Source organism: Streptomyces sp. NPDC031479, assembly GCF_055581065.1.
Genome location: NZ_JBVIKC010000011.1, coordinates 84744 through 102181, shown reverse-complemented (window position 1 = coordinate 102181; position 17438 = coordinate 84744). Strand labels below are relative to the sequence as shown.

Below are 17438 nucleotides of genomic sequence, written 5' to 3'. Positions count from 1 at the left end.
GAGTGAAGGCAACGGGCCAGTAAAGCCAGGGGTATTCGGAAATCTGTGGACACAAACATGGTTGTGGATGACACCATCACTCCGAAGAGTGACGATCAGAGGCCGAACTGCCGGTCGCCGGGAAGCGGACCTCGTTCCTCTCGATCTTCGCGGCGAGCGCATCCAGCACATCCACCCCGAGAACCTCACAGAATTGCAGCAGATACGCGAGCACATCGGCCACCTCATCGGCCACCCGATGGGCACTTTCGGGCTTCTCCATGATCGCGGCCGACTGTTCCGGTGTCAGCCACTGGAAGATCTCGACCAGTTCGGACGCCTCGACGCTCAGGGCCACGGCGAGGTTCTTGGGCGTGTGGTACGGGCCCCAGTCCCGGGCGGCCGCGAAGTCGGCCAGCCGTCGCTGGAGCCGGTAGAGCCGTTCGCCGTGCGGGGACTCGGGCTCGGGGTTCTCGGGGACAGCACTCATGGGATCAGGTCTACCACCGAGACGCCCGGGAGCCCGCGCCCGGTTCCCGCGGTCTCCTCACCCACCGCGGCCGCCAGCCGGACGTGGCCGCGGCCGCCGGACAGCAGGGCCAGGCGCAGCAGTTCGGCGCTCTGCCCCCGGTCCAGACCGCGGTCGAGGTCGTCGGCGAGGACGGTGAGCGCCTGCCGGGCGGCCAGCACGTCGGCGACCGGCTCCACCTGCAGCACCCCGGGCCCGGTGAGCAGGACGAGGGCCAGCGCGAGGAAACGGAGTTCGCCCGCGCCGAGCCGGCCGAGGGCGGTCGCGGGCAGGTCGGGGCCCCGGTCCAGCACGGCCGCCACCAGGCCCCCGCCGGGACCGCCCGGACCGCCGCCCGAACCGCCGGGACCGCCGACCGCGCCGCGGCCCGCACCCCCGGGTCCGGCTGCCGCGCCCCGTACGTCCAGCCCGGCGACCGGCCCGGCGCAGCCGGTGCGGGCCGCCGCGGCCAGCAGGGCGTGCCGGGTGGCGCACTCGTGGCGGGTCCGGCGCAGTACGTCGGCCAGGTTCCGGCAGTCGCTCCGCAGCCGCCCGTCGCCCTGCGGGACCGGCGCGCGCATCCGCTCGGGCCGGGGGTCGCAGGGGAACACCGAGCGCAGGGCCACCACGACCTGCTCCGCGGCGGCGAGCACCCGGCGCTGCCCGGCGGTGGCGCCGGCCACCCGCAGCGGCAACAGGGCGGTGGCGAGGCGGTCGTCGGGGAGCGGGGCGCGGGTCACGCCGATGGCGCCGCCGGTGAACCAGGCGGCCTGGACCGAGCGGCGGCGCGGGTCGCGCAGGGCGGTGGTGAGCAGGATCTGGCCGTCCTGGGCGAGGCGTTCGCCGACGACCCGCAGCGTGGGTTCGGCCTGGACGGCGAGGTCGAGGCGGACGGGCCCGGCCGGGCCGTCGACCGTGCAGCCGACGCGGAAGCCCCGCCGCCCGTCCGGGTCGGGCAGGGCCCGTTCGGGCACGTGGGCCACCGGGTCGGGGAACACCTCGTCCAGGGCGGCCCCCGAGGCGAGCCGGGACAGGGCCGCGTAGGCGGCCAGGGCCTGGGACTTGCCGCTGCCGCTGGCCCCGGCGAACAGGGTCACGGGGCCGAGCGGGAAGGCCGCCGCCCGGTGCCGGCCGAAGGCGGCCAGCCGCAGTTCGGTGACCGCGGGCCGCCTCGGCCCCGCGATCGCCCCTAAAGGGGCGGGGGGAGGGGCGGCGGGGGAAGCGGAGGAAGGGGCGGAACCAGGAGGAGAGGGGCGGGAATCCGGAGAGGTACGGGATTCGGAAGGGAGGTCGGCGGCGGGCCGTGCCGCGTCCAGGGTGGCGTCCATGGCCGGACGGTACGGTCCGGCGGCCCGCCCTCGGGTACGGCGAACCGTTCCACCGCCCCGACCTTCCTACGATCGGGGGACGGCCGCCGCCGCGATCCCCTCGACCTCGGTCCCGACCGGCGCCAGCAGGAAGACGTTCCGGTCGACCCGGTGCATCCCGCTGCCCAGTCCGAAGACGACACCGCTGCTGAAGTCGAGGATCCGCTTGGCCACTTCACCGTCCGCGCCCGTGAGGTCGAGCAGCACCGGGATCTGCGCGATCAGGTACTCCGCCACCTCCCGGGCGTCGGCGAAGATCTGGACCCGGATCACCACGAAGCGCCGCTGTTCCGCCGCGGACGCCCCGGGCGCTGTGGGGATCGTGCGGTGGTCCACCCGGGAGGGCCATTCGTTGCGACTGCGCAGCGGCACCACCTGCGCGAGTCCCTCCCACTGTTCGTCGGTGACGTCGTACCTGCTCACCGGGCCGCCTCGGCCGTGCGCTTCATGTGCATCCCCCCATCTTCTCGCGTTTCACCCGTTCAGCCCAACACCGACACGAAGCACGTAGGGTCGCCGCCATGACCAATGGCGACGAGGTCCGCACGGTACGCGACATCACAGGCGGTGGCCCCGTCCGGCGCGCCGCGCCGGGTACCGGTGGCCTGATTCCGTCCCCCCGGGGCCGGCAGCGGGCGGACGCGGTCCGCAACCGCGCCCAGATCCTGGGTGCCGCCGAGCAGTTGTTCACCGAACAGGACCCCCGGACGGTGACGATGGACCAGATCGCCAAGGCCGCCGGGGTCGGCCGGGCCACCCTGTACCGCCGGTTCCCCGACCCGCCGTCCGTCGCCGCCGCCCTCCTCGACGAACACGAGCGCATCCTGCAGGGCCGCCTGGCCTTCGGCGCGCCGCCGCTCGGACCCGGAGCGCCGCCCGCGGAGCGGCTCGCGGCCTTCTACGCCGCCGCACTGGAACACCTGGAGCGACACCTGCCACTGGCCCTGGGCATCCGCCCGGGGCCCGACCGTTTCGGCCGCGCCGCCTACCGGCACTGGCGGACGCACGTACGGAGTCTGCTGGTGGACGCCGGCGCGGCCGATCCCGACGCCGACGTGGACGTGCTGCTCAGCCCGCTCGCGCCGGAGGTCTACCAGTTCCAGCGGCACTCCCTCGGCCTGCCGCCCGAACGGATCGCCGAGACCCTCGGCCGGCTGGCCCGCGGGGTACTCCCCGACCGACGAATAGGTTAGGTTAGGCATACCTAACTCGCTCGGATGATGGAGACCTCCGCATGCGCCTGTCCGGTGATCCCGCCACTCCCGCCACGGTCCGGCCCGGCGACGCCGAGCGCGTCCGGTCCGTGCTGGCCGCGGCCCACTCCATGACCGTGGTCGTCGACGGGGTCCGCCACGAGGTGCGCCACCTCGACGGCTCCGACGTCCTCGGGCGGCTCCACCTGCACCCGGCCGCGCCCGCCGCCGGGGAGCCGGGCCTCCCGGTCCCCGACGAGCGCCCCGCGATCCGGCTGGAGTTCACCGACGTCGCCCCGACCCCGGCGCGCGACCGCGTGCGCGCCCGCGTCACCGTCCTGGGCCGCCTCCTCACCCCCTACTCCGGGGGCGGCCACGCCGACGAGGGGGCCGCTCCCGGCGGCAGCACCTGCGTCGAGTACGGCCGGGCGGTCCTGGAGACCGAGGACGGGACCGCGTACATCGGGCTGGAGGAGCTGGACCGGGCCCGGCCGGACCCGCTGGCCGCGTACGAGGCCGGCATGCTCACCCACCTGCTCGACGACCACCCCGAGCTCGTCACCCTGCTGCTGCGGCTGGTGCGGCCCGCGCCTTCGGCCGCCGTGGTCCGCGCACTGCCGCTCGCCCTGGACCGGTACGGGATCACCCTGCGCCTGGAGGAGCACCACGGGCACCGCGACGTACGGCTGCCGTTCCCCTCCCCCTTGGACGACGTCGACCAGTCGGGCGCCCAGATCCAGGCCCTCCTCAGCGCGGCCCGGCGGCGTTCGCACCGCAACACCCTGCCGGCCTGAGGATCGCCGGAGCTCCGCTGGATCCCTCCTGGAGCCCGGGAACCGGGCGTCCGCCTTCCGGAACAGTCTCCGGAACCGGATCGTTGGGGTGTACATGAAGGCAATCACCTACAGCACCTACGGAACTCCGACCCGGTTAGAGCTCGTTGAGGTACCGGAGCCCAAGGTCGGGCCGGGCGAGGTCCTCGTCCGCGTCAAGGCCGCCGGCGTCAACCCCGTCGACTGGAAGCTCGCCGCCGGCTTCCTCGGTCACGTCCTCGAAGTCCGCCACCCCGTCATCCCCGGCTGGGACGTCGCGGGAACCGTCGAGGCCGTCGGCCCCGACACCTACGACTACGCCGTCGGCGACGAGGTCTACGGCTACGTCCGCAAGGAATGGGTGCAGCTCGGCACCTACGCCGAGCTGGTCGCCGCCCCCGTGCGCACCCTCGCCCCCAAGCCGCGCGGGCTGACCTTCGAACAGGCCGCCGGCCTCCCCCTGGCCGGGCTCACGTCCTACCAGGCCGTCACCCGGGCGGGCGTCACGGCCGGCCAGACCGTCGTCATCCACTCGGCCGCCGGCGGTGTCGGCTCTCTGGGCGTGCAGATCGCGGTCCACCTCGGCGCCCGCGTCATCGGCACGGCGAGCGCCCGCAACCACGACTACCTGCGCTCCCTGGGCGCCGAGCCGGTGCTGTACGGGGACGGGGTGGCCGAGCGGGTCCGGGAGCTGGCACCCGGGGGCGTCGACGCCGGGCTCGACTTCTACGGCGACGGCGGCGTCGAACTGCTGCAGTCGATCGTCCGGCCGGGCGGCGCGGTGATCTCCGTCGCCGACAACGACGCCGACTCCAAGGGCGCCAAGCACATCTGGGCGCGCGCCTCCACGGCCGACCTCACCGCGCTCGCGGAGCTCGCCGACACGGGCACGATCACCGTCAAGGTGGGACACGTCCTGCCGCTCTCCGACGCCGCCGCGGCGTGGGAACTGAGCGCGACGGGCCAGGCCCGCGGCAAGATCGTCCTCACCGTCTGAGTACGGGGGAACGCCCGCGGGGCGGCCGGAGTTGCGCACTCCGGCCGCCCGCGCGCCACCTCCCGGACCACCCGGGAGGTCCGCTCACCCGGTCGGCCGGGTGTGACGGTTGGCGGGACGCGGCAGGCCGTAGTTCTCCCGGAGCGTGGCGCCGGTGTACTCGGTCCGGAAGAGGCCCCGGCGCTGGAGGACCGGCACGACGTGGTCGACGAAGTCGGTGAGGCCGGTGGGCAGGACGGGCGCCATGATGTTGAAGCCGTCGGCGGCGCCGTGCGTGAACCACTCCTCCAGCTGGTCGGCGATCTGCTCGGGGGTGCCGGCGAACACGCGGTGACCGCGCCCGGCCCCGAGGCGGGCGATCAGCTCGCGCAGGGTGAGCCCGTCCCGGCGGGCCAGTTCGGCGACGAGCGTGAAGCGGCTCTTGTTGCCGTTGATGTCCCGCTCCTCGGGGAGTGCGGGCAGCGGGCCGTCGAGGTCGGCCCCGGTGAGGTCGACGCCGAGCATGCCGGAGAGCTGCGCGAGACCGTACTCGGGCACCTGGAGTTCGGTGAGCTCCCGCTCCAGGGCCTTCGCCTCGGCCTCCGTGGAGCCGATGACGGGGGCGATGCCGGGCAGGACGAGGAGGTCGTCCTCGGCGCGGCCGTAGCGGGCCAGGCGCGACTTGAGGTCCTTGTAGAAGGTCTGGCCGTCGGCGAGGGTCTGCTGGGCGGTGAAGACGGCCTCCGCGTATCGGGCGGCGAACTCCTTGCCGTCCTCGGAGGAGCCCGCCTGGACGAGGAGCGGGTAACCCTGGGGCGAGCGGGGGACGTTGAGCGGTCCGGCGACACCGAAGTACTCGCCGCGGTGGGCGGCGGGGTGCAGCTTGTCGGTGTCGGCGTAGACGCCGCCCTCCTTGTCGAGGACGATCGCGTCGTCCTCCCAGCTGTCCCAGAGCTTGGTGGCCACGTCGAGGAACTCGCGGGCGCGGTCGTAGCGGAGGCCGTGCTCCAGGTGTTCGTCGCGGTTGAAGTTGCGGGCCTCGTCGACGGTGCCGGAGGTGACGATGTTCCAGCCGGCGCGGCCGTTGCTGATGTGGTCGAGGGAGGCGAACTTCCGGGCGGTGTGGAAGGGCTCGTTGAAGGTGGTGGAGACGGTCGCGATGAGCCCGATGTGCTCGGTGACGGCGGCGATCGCGGAGAGCAGGGTCAGCGGCTCGAAGCCGCCCAGGGCGTTGTGGCGGGCCTTGCCCCACAGGGCGAGGCCGTCGGCGAAGAAGATCGAGTCGAGGCGGCCGCGTTCGGCGGTGCGGGCCAGTTCCTGGAAGTAGCGCAGGTCGGTGACACGCTCGGGGCTGGCGTCCGGGTGGCGCCAGGCGGCGTCGTGGTGGCCGGCGTTCATCAGGAAGGCGTTGAGGTGGAGGGTGCGGCGGGGTGCGGGCATGTCTGTTCCCTGTCGGTGGACGCGGATGCGGTGCGCTCCGCGGGTGGTGGGTGTCGCGGGCCCGGGGGCGACGGGCCGGGGCCGGTGGGCCGGAGGCTGGGGCCCGGTGGGCCGGAGGCCGGTGGGCCGGAGGCAGGGGCCCGGTGGGCCAGAGGCCGGTGGGCCAGAGACAGGGGCCCCGTGGGCCGGAGGCCGGTGGGCCGGTGGCGGGTGGAGGGGCCTGGGCGGAGGGGGCTCGTGGAGGGGGCGGGCGCTTCAGGCCGCGGGGACACGCCAGAGGCTGAGGCGGCGTTCGATCGCGACCAGGACCTGGTTGAAGGCGACGCCGATCGCGGAGATCGTCACGATCCCCGCGTACATCTGCGGGATCGCGAAGTTGAACTGCGAGGCGTTGATCAGGTAGCCGAGTCCCGCCTTCGCGCCGATCATCTCGGCGGCCACGAGGACGAGGATCGAGACCGCGCCCGCCAGCCGGATGCCGGTGAAGATCACCGGGACGGCGGACGGCAGGATCACCTTCTGGAAGAGCCGGGGCGTGGACAGGTCCATCGAGCGGGCCAGCCGGACCAGGGTGGGGTCGGCGTTGCCGACGGCGCTGATGGTGTTCAGCAGGATCGGCCACACGCAGGCGTAGACGACGATCGACACCTTCGAGGTCTCCCCGATGCCGAGGAGCAGTACGAAGACGGGCAGCAGCGCGAGGGCGGCGGTGTTGCGGAAGAGTTCGAGCAGGGGGCCGAGGAAGGCCGCGACCGGCCGGTACCAGCCGATCAGCAGGCCCGACGGGACGGCGACCGCAACCGCGATGGCGAAGCCGCCGAAGGAGCGGGTGAGGCTGGCCCGGGTGTGCTCGCCGAGTTGCCCGTCGCCGAGCAGGTCCCACCAGGCGCGGGCCACCTCGCTGGCCGGTGGCAGGAAGGTGGCGTCGACCAGTCCGGCCCGGGGCGCCGCCTCCCATACGGCGAGCAGGAGCAGGACCGCGGCCGAGCGCAGCAGGCCGGCCCTCAGCCACCGGAGCACCGCCCCGGCCCGGCGCAGAGCGGGGGCCGGCGGGCGCGGGACGCGCGGGGTCTCGGGGCGCGGTGCGGCGCCGGCGGTCCCGTCGGCGGGCGCGGGGGCCGGAGCCGCTGCCGGGGCCGCCGGGGCGGGCTCCACGGCGGACGCGGCTGCCGGGGCCGGCTCCACGGCAGGTGCCGGGGCCGGGGCGGGTTCCACGGCGGCGGGCTGTGCCTGGCGGGTGTCGGTGCTCATGCGGCGGCCTCTTCCTTCTCCAGTCGCTGGGCGCGGGCCACCTCGTCGTGGAGCAGGGTCCAGATCTCGTGGCGGTAGCGGGCGAACTCCGGGCTGGAGCGCAGGTCCTCGCCCGTGGCTCCGGCGGCCCGGTCGCCGAAGGAGACCGGGACGACCTCCTTGACCCTGCCCGGCCGGGAGGTGATGACGGCCACCTTCTGGCCGAGGTACACGGCCTCCTCGATGCCGTGCGTGATGAAGACGACGGTCTTGCCGGTGCGCTGCCAGATGCGGCGCAGTTCGTCCTGGAGGGACTCGCGGGTCTGCGCGTCGAGGGCGGCGAACGGCTCGTCCATCAGCAGCACGTCCGGGTCGTAGGCCAGCGAGCGCGCGATCGCGACCCGCTGGCGCATGCCGCCGGAGAGCTCGTGCGGGTGGCGGTCCTCGAATCCGGTGAGGCCGACCAGGTCCAGGAACTCGCGCGCCCTCGCGGCCCGTTGCCGTCGGGGGACGCCCGTGGCCTCCAGGCCGAACTCGACGTTGCCCAGCGCGGTGCGCCAGGGCAGCAGGGCGTACTGCTGGAAGACGATGCCCCGGTCCAGACCCGGGCCGGTGACCGGTTCGCCGTCGAGCAGGATCCGGCCCGCGGTGGGGCGGGTGAGGCCGCCGAGGAGGTCCAGGAGGGTGGACTTGCCGCAGCCGCTGGGGCCGACCACGACCACGAACTCCCCCGCGCCGATCTCCAGGTCGATCCCGTCGAGAGCCGTGAACTCCTCTTTCCTTTTCTTGTCCTTGGTGGGGAAGGTCTTGGTGACGGACTCGAACACGATCTTCGCCATGATGGCCGTCAGCCCTTCCCGTTGCCGTTGAACTCGTTGGTGAACAGGTCCGCGGCGCGCAGCCGGCCCTTCTTGACCTCGCCGCGCTCGGCGAGCCAGTCGATCCAGAGCTGGAACTCCTTCTCCTCGATCCGGCCCGCGGGCGCGGCGACCCCGTACGAGCGCCAGTACTTCAGAATCGAGGTGTCCTCGTTGCGGCCGCGCTTGCGGACGATCTCCGTCATCCGGGCGATGACCTCCTCGCGGGGTGTGGTGCGGGACCAGTCGATGGCCTTGCCCACGCCCGTCACGAAGGTCCGTACGGTGTCCGGGTTCTCCTTGATGAAGCGCTCGGTCATCACGTACGTGCCGCCGCTGAAGGCGCCCAGCAGGTCGAAGTCGCTGAACAGCGGGCGGATGCCGCCGGCCGCGACGGCCTTGTCGCGCAGCACCCCGCTGAGGACGCCGACCTCGATCTGTTTCTGCCTCAGGGACTGTTCGGTGTTGACGGGCGGGACGACCAGGGCCTCGACCTTGTCGGACTCGGCGCGCGAGAGGCCGCCCCGGCTCAGGTAGATGTCGAGGAGGGCTTGCGCGTGGGCACCCAGGGTGTTCATCCCGACCTTCTTGCCGATCAGGTCGCGGGGGGAACGGATGGGGCTGTCCTCCAGGACGTAGTAGCCCAGGTTCGTCTCCTTGTCGGAGCCGTAGTACGAGATCACGGCCTTCACCGGGGCCTTGCCCGCGACGAGTTTGACGACCGCGCCATTGAACGCGCCGCCGAAGTGGGTCTGTCCGGTCGCGGCGGACTGGATGTCCTGCGGGCCGCTGATCGTGTTGCCCACCCAGTCCAGGGTGAGGCCGCCGAGGAAGCCGAGGTCGGCGGCGAGTTCGGGAAGGGTGACGGCGCCGACCGCGCCCTGGTACTTCAGGGCGGTGATCTGCTTGCCGGGTGCGCCGGCGGATCCGGAGGCGGGCCCGCCGGTCGCGGTGGCCGTGCCGCAGCTCACCGCGGCCGCCGAGATGCCGAGCAGGGTGAGGAACTGGCGCCGGGAGCGGGTGGTCGGGGTGGGGGCTGCGGGCATGGCGGATCCTTGTCGCTGGCTGCGGGGTGGTCGGGGGCTCGGGGTCAGGGGGCCGGGCTGAGGGCGGCGGCCCGGGAGGCGCTCAGGGCGTCGGAGAACTCGTCGACGGCCTGGAAGAGGTCCAGTTCGGCCTCGGGGCGCAGCCGGTCGGGACCGGCCCCGCGCTCGACGGAGGAGTCAAGGACGAACCGGCCGGCGGTCACGTGCCGGGCTCCGAGGGCGGCGAGGACCGGGCGCAGGGCGTAGTCGATGCTCAGGACGTGGGCGAGGCTGCCGCCGGTGGCGAGCGGAAGAACCGTTTTGCCGGCCAGGCCGTCCTGCGGGAGCAGGTCGAGGAAGGCCTTGAGCAGGCCCGTGTACGAGGCCTTGTAGACCGGGGTCGCGATGACCAGGCCGTCGGCTTCGGCGACGGCTTCGAGCGCCCGGCGGATCTCCGGCTCGCCGCGGCGGGCGGCGAGGAGGTCGGCGGCGGGCAGGTCGCGTACGGCGAGGTGGGCGGTCTCGAACCCGGAGTGGGAGAGCCGGCGCAGCACGTGGTCGGCGACGACGGCGGTGCGGGAGTGGGTGGAGGGGCTGCCGGTGAGGGCGAGCAGCTTGGGCACGGGGGCTCCTCGGGCGGAGGGCGGGCCGGGCGACGGCCCGGAGGGGGCGGGGATCAGGCGGAGGCGGGTGCCCCGGAGGCGTCGGCGTCGCCGGACGCGCCGGAGGGGATGCCGAAGGAGGGGGCCGGGACGGTCTCGGGGCTGATCAGGCGGGAAGGCACCCCGTCGGGGCCGACCGGGACGTCGCCGTCGACGGTGACGCGGCGCAGGGTGCGCTCGTGGTCGTCGGAGTCGTCCACGCCGTAGTGCTGGGTGGCGCGGTTGTCCCAGATCGCGACGTCGCCGGCCCGCCACTGCCAGCGGACGGTGTTCTCGGGGCTCTCGATGTGGGCCTGGAAGAGGTCCAGGAGGGTACGGGAGTCGCGGCCGGTGAGGCCGTTGACGCGCTGGACGAAGTTGCCGAGGAGCAGGGTGCGCTCGCCGGTCTCGGGGTGGACGCGCACCACCGGGTGCTCGGTGAGGAACTTCGTCGAGGTGAAGATCTCGCGGTACTGGGCGAGTGCCTCGGGCAGGGCGTCGGGCTTCAGGGCGGCGTAGTCGTACTCGTTGGAGTGGACGGCCCGCAGGGAGTCGGCGAGGACGCGGAGCGGCTCGGGGAGGTGGGTGTAGGCGGTGGCGGTGTTGGCCCAGAGGGTGTTGCCGCCGTACGGGGGGATGGTGACGGCGCGGAGGATGGAGAAGGCGGGATAGGCGGGGACGAAGGTGACGTCGGTGTGCCACTGGTTCGCGCGGGCGCCGTGGTGGGAGTCGATGCCGAGGGCGTAACGGCCGTCGGCGGAGGGGACGGTGGGGTGGGCGACCGGCGTGCCGAGCAACTGGGCGAAGGCCTCGTGGCCGGCCTCGTCGAGGTGGTCCTGGCCGCGGAAGAAGACGACCTTGTGGGCGAGGAGGGCGGTGCGGATCTCGGCGACGGCCGCGGGGGCGAGGTCCCCGCCGAGCCGTACGCCGCCGATCTCGGCTCCGATGCGGCCGCCGATCCTGGTGACGGTGGTGGTGGCGGTGGTGGTGGCGGTGAGCGTGGTCACGGGAACTCCTGGGGTGGTTGGTGGTGGGTTTATTTCCGCTGCGGAAGAAATGAGCCGAGGCGTACGGGCGCCACGGATCGGAACTGCTCCTGGAGGGGCGCCCGTCGGGCCCGCCGGTTCGCGCCCGTCGGGTCGCGCCCGGCTTCCCCGGGCGTCCGGCGGGGCCCGGGACAGCGGGCCGCGGACCCCGCCCTCGGAACGGTCGGCCGCCCGGCCGGAGGCCCCGGCCGCGGGCTCCGGTCCCCCGGGCCGGAGCCCGCGGTCGACGGAGCGGGCCGGCCGAACCGGGGGTCCCCGCACCGGGGGCCCGGTCCGGATCCGTCGGGGGAACCGGGCCGGTGGGCCGGGAGCGGGGCTCCGAAGCGCGCGGGCCGAAGGGCCGGCCGGAGGAGGGTCCCGTCGAACCGGGTCCCCCGGGCCGGGCCCGATGCGTTCCGAGCTGCTCCGGGAAACCGGCCGACGGGCCCGCCGGACCCGGTTCCCGAGGGAACGGGCCGTCGAGGCGGGGTCCGCCGGGCGGACGGGTCAGGACGGCCGATACGGGGTCGCGGACGCTACCGGCCGCAGGGCCGGCTCCGGCGAGGGGACGGCCCTGCCGCGTGCGGGCAGGGGCCGGGCCCGCCGGAGCGGGCTCCGGGGCCCGGGGCGCGGGTCAGGAGCAACAGAGGCCCGGACACCGGTCCGGCGTGGGACAGGGGCCGGGGGTGCAGAGCCGCGGGGCGAGGTGGACGTTCGCGGTCATGACCCGGAGCCTGTCAGCGCCCCCGTCGCGGGTCAACCCCCTCCCCGCACCCGGCCCCGAACCTCCCGCACCGGCGTTGACCTGGCCTTTCCCCACCACCTGGCGGCCGGAAACCATGGCTGGATTTCACGGCCCCGCAATGCCCCCGCCACGCAGCACGCGCGCCACACGCTCCGGGGCCGCTGTCGGCCGCCCGTCGACACGGTCGGAGCGGCACTCCCCGCCTCCGCCCGGGCCCCGCCGCACGACCCGCTTCCACCAACAGACCTGACCCTTCGGAACCCACCCCCAGGGGGACGGCTCCCGCAGCCCGCGCCCGCGGCCGCCGCCGCCCCGCGGGGTCCGGCATGATCGGGGGATGACGCGAATGGCCGGGGACCGGCGGGGGGTCGCCAATGCCGCCTCCGTGTTGCGGACGGTGCTCGACCACGGGCCCGTGGCCCGCAGCGGGATCTCCCCGCTGTGCGGGCTCAGCCCCGCCGCGGTGTCGCGGCAGACCACCGGCCTGCTCCGCGCCGGGCTGCTGCGCGAGCTGCCCGACCCCGCCGGCCGGGCCTCCTCCGGCCGGCCCCGGATCCCCCTGGACCTGCACACCGGGGCCGTCGGCGGGCCCGTCGCCGCCGGGCTGCACATCGGGGTGCCCGCCTCCACCTTCAGCGTCGTCGACCTGCGCGGGCAGGTCCTGGCCCGCCGCGCCTTCCCGCACCGGGACCCGCTGGACCCGGCCCTTTCCGGCCGCATCGCGGCGGAACTCGGCCGTTTCCTGCGGGAGCACGCCCCCGGCGGCCGGCCCCTCCTCGGCGTCGGCGCCGCACTCGGCGGCTGGGTCCGGCCCGACGCGGGGACCGTCGTACGGCATCCGGCGCTCGGGTGGCGGCAGCGGCCGCTGGCCGCCGAGCTGTCACAGGCCCTCGGCCTGCCGGTGCACGTGGACAACCACGCCCGTGCCGTCGCCGGGGCGGAGGTCCTCTTCGGGCATCCGGCGGCCCGCCGGAGCCTGGTGCACCTGTTCATCGGCAACGTCGTCGACGCCGCGTTCGGCATCGAGGGCACGGTCCACCAGGGTCCCGGCTCCGCCGCGGGCGACGTGGCGCACCTGCCGGTGCCCGGGTCCGGGGCCGTCTGCGCGTGCGGACGTACGGGCTGCCTCCAGGCGGCCGCCTCCGACACCGCGCTCGGCGCCGAGGCCGTGCGGCGCGGGATCGTGCCCGATCCGTCCGTCCCCCTCCTCGTCGACGCCGCGGCGGCCGGCGACCCCCGGGCGGACCGACTGCTGCGCGAGCGGGCCCGGGACGTCGGACGGGCCGCGGCGCTGCTGCTCGACGTGTTCAACCCGGCCGTGATGGTCGTCACCGAACTGTCCGGCGTACTCCATGAGGGCTACCTGGACGAGATCCGCGCCGCCGCCGTCGAGCGTTCGCACGTGTGCGACGATCCCGCACGGATCATCGCCCCGCACGCCGGTCCGGCCGTGCTCCCGCAGGCCGCCGCGACGGTGCTGCTGGACCCGCTGTTCCGGGACCCCGCCGGGCTGACCTGGGAGTGCGAGATCACATCCGGCGGTTATGGTCTCGCTTAAGCGGGCCCCCCTAGCATTCGAGCCATGACGGTCCTGCCTGACGACGGGCTCTCCCTGGCCGCCGAATTTCCCGAAACGACACATGAGCAGTGGCAACGCCTCGTCGAGGGCGTACTGCGCAAGTCGGGCAAGGAAGTATCCGGCGAGGCGGCGGAAGACGCGCTGTCCACCACACTCGAGGACGGGCTCATCACCCGCCCGCTGTACACGGCACGCCCCGACGGGGACGGCCCCGACACCGGTTTCCCGGGCTTCGCACCCTTCGTGCGCGGCGGGACGCCCGCCGGGACCGGCGTCTCCGGCTGGGACGTGCGCCAGCGGTTCGCGGGCAGCGACCCGGTACGGATCAACGAGGCGGCCCTCGCCGACCTCGAGAACGGCACCACCTCCCTCTGGCTGACCGTCGGCCGGGGCGGTCTGCCGGCCGACGGCCTCGCGCGGGCACTGGAGGGCGTCTACCTCGACCTCGCGCCCGTGGTCCTGGATGCGGGAGCCGAATACGCCGACGCCGCACGGGCGTTGCTCGCCCTGTACGCGGAGCGCGGAGTGGCCCCGCAGGACGCGCGCGCCGCCCTCGGCATCGACCCGCTGGGGCACGAGGCGCGCACCGGTGAAGCCCTGGACCAGTCGCCCGCCGTCGAACTGGCCCGGGAGGCGGCCGCCTCCTGGCCGGGCGTGCAGGCGCTGACCGTGGACGCCCTGCCGTACCACGAGGCGGGCGGCTCGGCCGCCGAGGAGCTGGGGCTGTCCCTGGCCACCGGGGTGGCGTACCTGCGGACCCTCACCGACGCCGGTCTCACCACCGAAGCCGCCCTCGGGCAGCTGGAGTTCCGCTACGCCGCGACCGCGGACCAGTTCCTGACCATCGCCAAGCTGCGCGCCGCCCGGCGCCTGTGGGCCCGGATCGCCGAGGCCTGCGGGGCTCCGGAGGCGGGCGCCCAGCGGCAGCACGCCGTCACCTCGCCGGTGATGATGACCCGGCGCGACCCGTGGGTGAACATGCTGCGCACCACGGTCGCCTGCATGGCGGCGGGCGTGGGCGGCGCGGACTCCGTCACCGTGCTCCCCTTCGACAACGAGCTGGGCCTGCCGGACGCCTTCGCGCGCCGGATCGCCCGCAACACCTCCACCGTGCTGCTGGAGGAGTCGCACCTGGCCCGGGTGATCGACCCGGCCGGCGGCTCGTACTACGTGGAACGGCTCACGGACGAACTGGCCGAGGCCGCCTGGGAGTTCTTCCGGACCGTGGAGCGGGCCGGCGGGCTGGCCGCCGCGCTGCGCTCGGGGCTGGTCACGGAGCGGCTCGCCGCCACCTGGTCCGCGCGGGCGAAGAAGCTGGCCACGCGCCGCGAACCGATCACCGGCGTCAGCGAGTTCCCGCTGCTGTCGGAGAAGCCGGTGGTCCGCGAAGCGGCGCCCGAGCGCCGGGCCGGCGGGCTCCCCCGCGTCCGGCGCGACGAGGCCTTCGAGGTCCTGCGCGCCCGCAGCGACGCGCACCTGGCCGCCACCGGCGCCCGGCCGCGGATCTTCCTCGCGGCGCTGGGTCCGGCGGCGGCGCACACCGCCCGTGCCACCTTCGCCTCGAACTTGTTCCAGGCGGGCGGCATCGAACCGGTCCACGACCCGGTGTCGGTGGATCCGGCGACGGCCGCCGAGGCGTACGCGGCGAGCGGCGCGGACGGCATGGCCGTGCTCTGCTCCAGCGACGCGCTGTACGAGGAGCAGGCCGCGGCGGTGGCCGGGGCGCTGCGCGCGGCGGGCGCCACGACCGTCTTCCTCGCCGGCCGGCCGGGCACCGCAGAGGCTTCCGTGGACGAGTACGTCTTCGCCGGCTGTGATGCCGTCGCCGTGCTGTCCTCCGTACTCGACCGGATGGGAGTGCTGTCTTGAGCGTCCCCGATTTCTCCGAGCTGCCGCTCGGCCCCACCGCCGCCCGGGGGGTGTCCGAGGAGCAGTGGCGCTCCGCGGTGAAGGAGTCCACCGGCACCGCGGCCGCCGACCTGCTGTGGGAGACCCCCGAGGGCATCGGCGTGAAGCCGCTGTACACGGGGCGGGACCTGGAGGGCCTGGACTTCCTGGCGACGTACCCGGGTGTGGCCCCGTACCTGCGCGGCCCCTACCCGACGATGTACGTGAACCAGCCCTGGACGATCCGGCAGTACGCAGGCTTCTCCACGGCGGAGGAGTCCAACGCCTTCTACCGGCGCAACCTCGCGTCGGGCCAGAAGGGCCTGTCGGTGGCCTTCGACCTGCCGACGCACCGCGGCTACGACAGTGACCACCCGCGCGTGACGGGTGACGTCGGCATGGCGGGCGTGGCGATCGACTCGATCTACGACATGCGCCAGCTGTTCGACGGGATCCCCCTCGACAAGATGTCGGTGTCGATGACGATGAACGGCGCGGTGCTGCCGGTCCTCGCCCTCTACATCGTGGCGGCGGAGGAGCAGGGCGTCTCGCCCGACAAGCTCGCCGGGACCATCCAGAACGACATCCTCAAGGAGTTCATGGTCCGCAACACCTACATCTACCCGCCGAAGCCGTCGATGCGGATCATTTCCGACATCTTCGCCTTCACCTCGCAGAACATGCCGCGGTACAACTCGATCTCGATCTCCGGGTACCACATCCAGGAGGCCGGGGCGACGGCCGACCTGGAGCTGGCGTACACGCTCGCGGACGGGGTGGAGTACCTGCGGGCCGGTCAGGCGGTCGGCCTGGACGTGGACGCGTTCGCGCCGCGCCTGTCGTTCTTCTGGGCGATCGGCATGAACTTCTTCATGGAGGTCGCGAAGCTGCGTGCGGCCCGGCTGCTGTGGGCGCGCCTGGTCAAGCAGTTCGATCCGAAGAACGCCAAGTCGCTGTCGCTGCGCACGCATTCGCAGACCTCGGGCTGGTCGCTGACCGCCCAGGACGTCTTCAACAACGTGACGCGTACGTGCATCGAGGCGATGGCGGCGACCCAGGGGCACACCCAGTCGCTGCACACGAACGCCCTCGACGAGGCCCTGGCGCTGCCGACGGACTTCTCGGCGCGCATCGCCCGCAACACCCAGCTGCTGCTGCAGCAGGAGTCGGGGACCTGCCGGTCGATCGACCCGTGGGGCGGCAGCGCGTACGTCGAGAAGCTGACGTACGACCTGGCGCGGCGGGCCTGGCAGCACATCGAGGAGGTCGAGGCGGCCGGGGGCATGGCGCAGGCCATCGACGCGGGCATCCCGAAGCTCCGGGTGGAGGAGGCCGCCGCCCGCACGCAGGCGCGGATCGACTCCGGCCGGCAGCCGGTGATCGGCGTGAACAAGTACCGGGTGGAGAGCGACGAGCAGATCGAGGTGCTCAAGGTCGACAACTCCTCGGTGCGCGCCCAGCAGATCGCCAAGCTCCGGCGGCTGCGCGAGGAGCGCGACGAGGCGCGTACCCAGGACACCCTGCGGGCGCTGACGAACGCGGCCGGCAGCGGGGAGGGCAACCTGCTCGCCCTGGCGGTGGACGCGGCGCGCGCCAAGGCCACGGTCGGTGAGATCTCGGACGCACTGGAGAAGGTGTACGGGCGGCACGCGAGCCAGATCCGTACGATCTCGGGTGTGTACCGCACCGAGGCAGGCGAGTCCCCGTCCGTGGAGCGCACCCGAGCGCTCGTCGACCGGTTCGAGGAGGCCGAGGGCCGTCGTCCGCGCATCCTGGTCGCCAAGATGGGCCAGGACGGGCACGACCGCGGCCAGAAGGTGATCGCGACGGCCTTCGCCGACCTGGGCTTCGACGTGGACGTCGGCCCGCTGTTCCAGACCCCGGCGGAGGTGGCCCGCCAGGCCGTCGAGGCGGACGTCCACGTGGTGGGCGTGTCGTCGCTGGCGGCCGGTCACCTGACCCTCGTTCCGGCGCTGCGCGAGCAGCTGGCGGAGGAGGGGCGCGAGGACATCATGATCGTGGTGGGCGGGGTGATCCCGCCGGCCGACGTGCCGACGCTGCTGGAGATGGGCGCGACGGCGGTGTTCCCGCCGGGCACGGTCATCCCGGACGCGGCCCACGACCTGGTGACGCGGCTGGCCGCGGACCTGGGCCACGAGCTGTAGGCGCCGCGC

15 protein-coding genes are annotated in these 17438 nt (G+C 74.1%); 6 read left to right on the top strand and 9 right to left on the bottom strand.

The annotated features are described in order from the left end of the window. Positions 1-76: 76 nt before the first annotated feature. From ACZ5D2_RS15025 to ACZ5D2_RS15015, 3 genes are all read right to left on the bottom strand, one after another. Positions 77-469, bottom strand: a complete 393-nt coding sequence (locus ACZ5D2_RS15025) for a nucleotide pyrophosphohydrolase (protein WP_371676206.1) — start codon at positions 467-469, stop codon at positions 77-79. Beyond that, positions 466-1815, bottom strand: coding sequence for an AAA family ATPase (locus ACZ5D2_RS15020; RefSeq protein WP_371676207.1), 1350 nt, complete (start codon positions 1813-1815; stop codon positions 466-468). Before ACZ5D2_RS15020 ends, ACZ5D2_RS15025 begins: the two co-directional genes overlap by 4 nt. Before the next feature lie 66 nt (positions 1816-1881). After that, positions 1882-2277 carry a cell division protein SepF gene (locus tag ACZ5D2_RS15015; protein ID WP_048477630.1) on the bottom strand — a complete coding sequence of 132 codons (396 nt, stop codon included), beginning with the start codon at positions 2275-2277 and terminating at the stop codon, positions 1882-1884. Positions 2278-2375: 98 nt separating this feature from the next. On the opposite strand from ACZ5D2_RS15015, the gene ACZ5D2_RS15010 reads away from it, so the two are divergent. The 3 genes from ACZ5D2_RS15010 to ACZ5D2_RS15000 all read left to right on the top strand — a co-directional run bounded on the left by ACZ5D2_RS15010 (position 2376) and on the right by ACZ5D2_RS15000 (position 4856). Beyond that, the gene (locus ACZ5D2_RS15010) at positions 2376-3047 is read left to right on the top strand and encodes a TetR/AcrR family transcriptional regulator (protein ID WP_371676208.1); all 672 of its coding nucleotides are present in this window, start codon (positions 2376-2378) and stop codon (positions 3045-3047) included. A 41-nt stretch (positions 3048-3088) separates the two neighbouring features. Further along, the gene (locus ACZ5D2_RS15005) at positions 3089-3841 is read left to right on the top strand and encodes a DUF2470 domain-containing protein (RefSeq protein ID WP_371676209.1); all 753 of its coding nucleotides are present in this window, start codon (positions 3089-3091) and stop codon (positions 3839-3841) included. A gap of 94 nt (positions 3842-3935) precedes the next feature. Further along, positions 3936-4856, top strand: a complete 921-nt coding sequence (locus ACZ5D2_RS15000) for an NADP-dependent oxidoreductase (protein WP_371676210.1) — start codon at positions 3936-3938, stop codon at positions 4854-4856. An 84-nt stretch (positions 4857-4940) separates the two neighbouring features. On the opposite strand, the gene ACZ5D2_RS14995 is transcribed toward ACZ5D2_RS15000, so the two are convergent. The 6 genes from ACZ5D2_RS14995 to ACZ5D2_RS14970 all read right to left on the bottom strand — a co-directional run bounded on the left by ACZ5D2_RS14995 (position 4941) and on the right by ACZ5D2_RS14970 (position 11035). Continuing rightward, positions 4941-6275, bottom strand: a complete 1335-nt coding sequence (locus tag ACZ5D2_RS14995) for an LLM class flavin-dependent oxidoreductase (RefSeq protein WP_371676211.1) — start codon at positions 6273-6275, stop codon at positions 4941-4943. Positions 6276-6530: 255 nt separating this feature from the next. Next, complete coding sequence (locus tag ACZ5D2_RS14990) at positions 6531-7526, bottom strand: ABC transporter permease (RefSeq protein ID WP_371676212.1); 996 nt, start codon at positions 7524-7526, stop codon at positions 6531-6533. Further along, entirely contained in the window at positions 7523-8344 is an 822-nt protein-coding gene (locus ACZ5D2_RS14985; RefSeq protein WP_371676213.1) for an ABC transporter ATP-binding protein, read from the bottom strand. The genes ACZ5D2_RS14990 and ACZ5D2_RS14985 overlap by 4 nt, the downstream gene beginning before the upstream one ends. Positions 8345-8352: 8 nt before the next feature. Beyond that, positions 8353-9408, bottom strand: a complete 1056-nt coding sequence (locus tag ACZ5D2_RS14980) for an ABC transporter substrate-binding protein (protein WP_371676214.1) — start codon at positions 9406-9408, stop codon at positions 8353-8355. A gap of 44 nt (positions 9409-9452) precedes the next feature. Next, a complete protein-coding gene (gene ssuE, locus ACZ5D2_RS14975; RefSeq protein ID WP_371676215.1) occupies positions 9453-10010 on the bottom strand; it encodes an NADPH-dependent FMN reductase in 558 nt (185 codons plus the stop codon). Positions 10011-10063: 53 nt separating this feature from the next. Beyond that, positions 10064-11035 (bottom strand): TauD/TfdA dioxygenase family protein, encoded by a 972-nt coding sequence (locus tag ACZ5D2_RS14970; RefSeq protein WP_371676216.1) that lies wholly within the window; start codon positions 11033-11035, stop codon positions 10064-10066. A 1100-nt stretch (positions 11036-12135) separates the two neighbouring features. Between ACZ5D2_RS14970 and ACZ5D2_RS14965 the strand changes: the two genes are divergently transcribed. The 3 genes from ACZ5D2_RS14965 to scpA are packed head-to-tail and all read left to right on the top strand — an operon-like array spanning position 12136 to position 17429. Then, positions 12136-13356 (top strand): ROK family transcriptional regulator, encoded by a 1221-nt coding sequence (locus tag ACZ5D2_RS14965; protein ID WP_371676217.1) that lies wholly within the window; start codon positions 12136-12138, stop codon positions 13354-13356. A 24-nt stretch (positions 13357-13380) separates the two neighbouring features. After that, entirely contained in the window at positions 13381-15246 is a 1866-nt protein-coding gene (locus ACZ5D2_RS14960) for a methylmalonyl-CoA mutase family protein (protein ID WP_468929397.1), read from the top strand. Further along, entirely contained in the window at positions 15243-17429 is a 2187-nt protein-coding gene (scpA, locus tag ACZ5D2_RS14955; RefSeq protein ID WP_371676219.1) for a methylmalonyl-CoA mutase, read from the top strand. The genes ACZ5D2_RS14960 and scpA overlap by 4 nt, the downstream gene beginning before the upstream one ends. The last annotated feature ends 9 nt before the right edge of the window (positions 17430-17438 follow it).

What these genes read in the sequence shown, in the direction of transcription:
- ACZ5D2_RS15025 (WP_371676206.1), bottom strand. Translation starts at nt 469, where the DNA reads ATGAGTGCTGTCCCCGAGAACCCCGAGCCCGAGTCCCCGCACGGCGAA.
- ACZ5D2_RS15020 (WP_371676207.1), bottom strand. Translation starts at nt 1,815, where the DNA reads ATGGACGCCACCCTGGACGCGGCACGGCCCGCCGCCGACCTCCCTTCC.
- ACZ5D2_RS15010 (WP_371676208.1), top strand. Translation starts at nt 2,376, where the DNA reads ATGACCAATGGCGACGAGGTCCGCACGGTACGCGACATCACAGGCGGT.
- ACZ5D2_RS15005 (WP_371676209.1), top strand. Translation starts at nt 3,089, where the DNA reads ATGCGCCTGTCCGGTGATCCCGCCACTCCCGCCACGGTCCGGCCCGGC.
- ACZ5D2_RS15000 (WP_371676210.1), top strand. Translation starts at nt 3,936, where the DNA reads ATGAAGGCAATCACCTACAGCACCTACGGAACTCCGACCCGGTTAGAG.
- ACZ5D2_RS14995 (WP_371676211.1), bottom strand. Translation starts at nt 6,275, where the DNA reads ATGCCCGCACCCCGCCGCACCCTCCACCTCAACGCCTTCCTGATGAAC.
- ACZ5D2_RS14990 (WP_371676212.1), bottom strand. Translation starts at nt 7,526, where the DNA reads ATGAGCACCGACACCCGCCAGGCACAGCCCGCCGCCGTGGAACCCGCC.
- ACZ5D2_RS14985 (WP_371676213.1), bottom strand. Translation starts at nt 8,344, where the DNA reads ATGGCGAAGATCGTGTTCGAGTCCGTCACCAAGACCTTCCCCACCAAG.
- ACZ5D2_RS14980 (WP_371676214.1), bottom strand. Translation starts at nt 9,408, where the DNA reads ATGCCCGCAGCCCCCACCCCGACCACCCGCTCCCGGCGCCAGTTCCTC.
- ACZ5D2_RS14965 (WP_371676217.1), top strand. Translation starts at nt 12,136, where the DNA reads ATGACGCGAATGGCCGGGGACCGGCGGGGGGTCGCCAATGCCGCCTCC.
- ACZ5D2_RS14960 (WP_468929397.1), top strand. Translation starts at nt 13,381, where the DNA reads ATGACGGTCCTGCCTGACGACGGGCTCTCCCTGGCCGCCGAATTTCCC.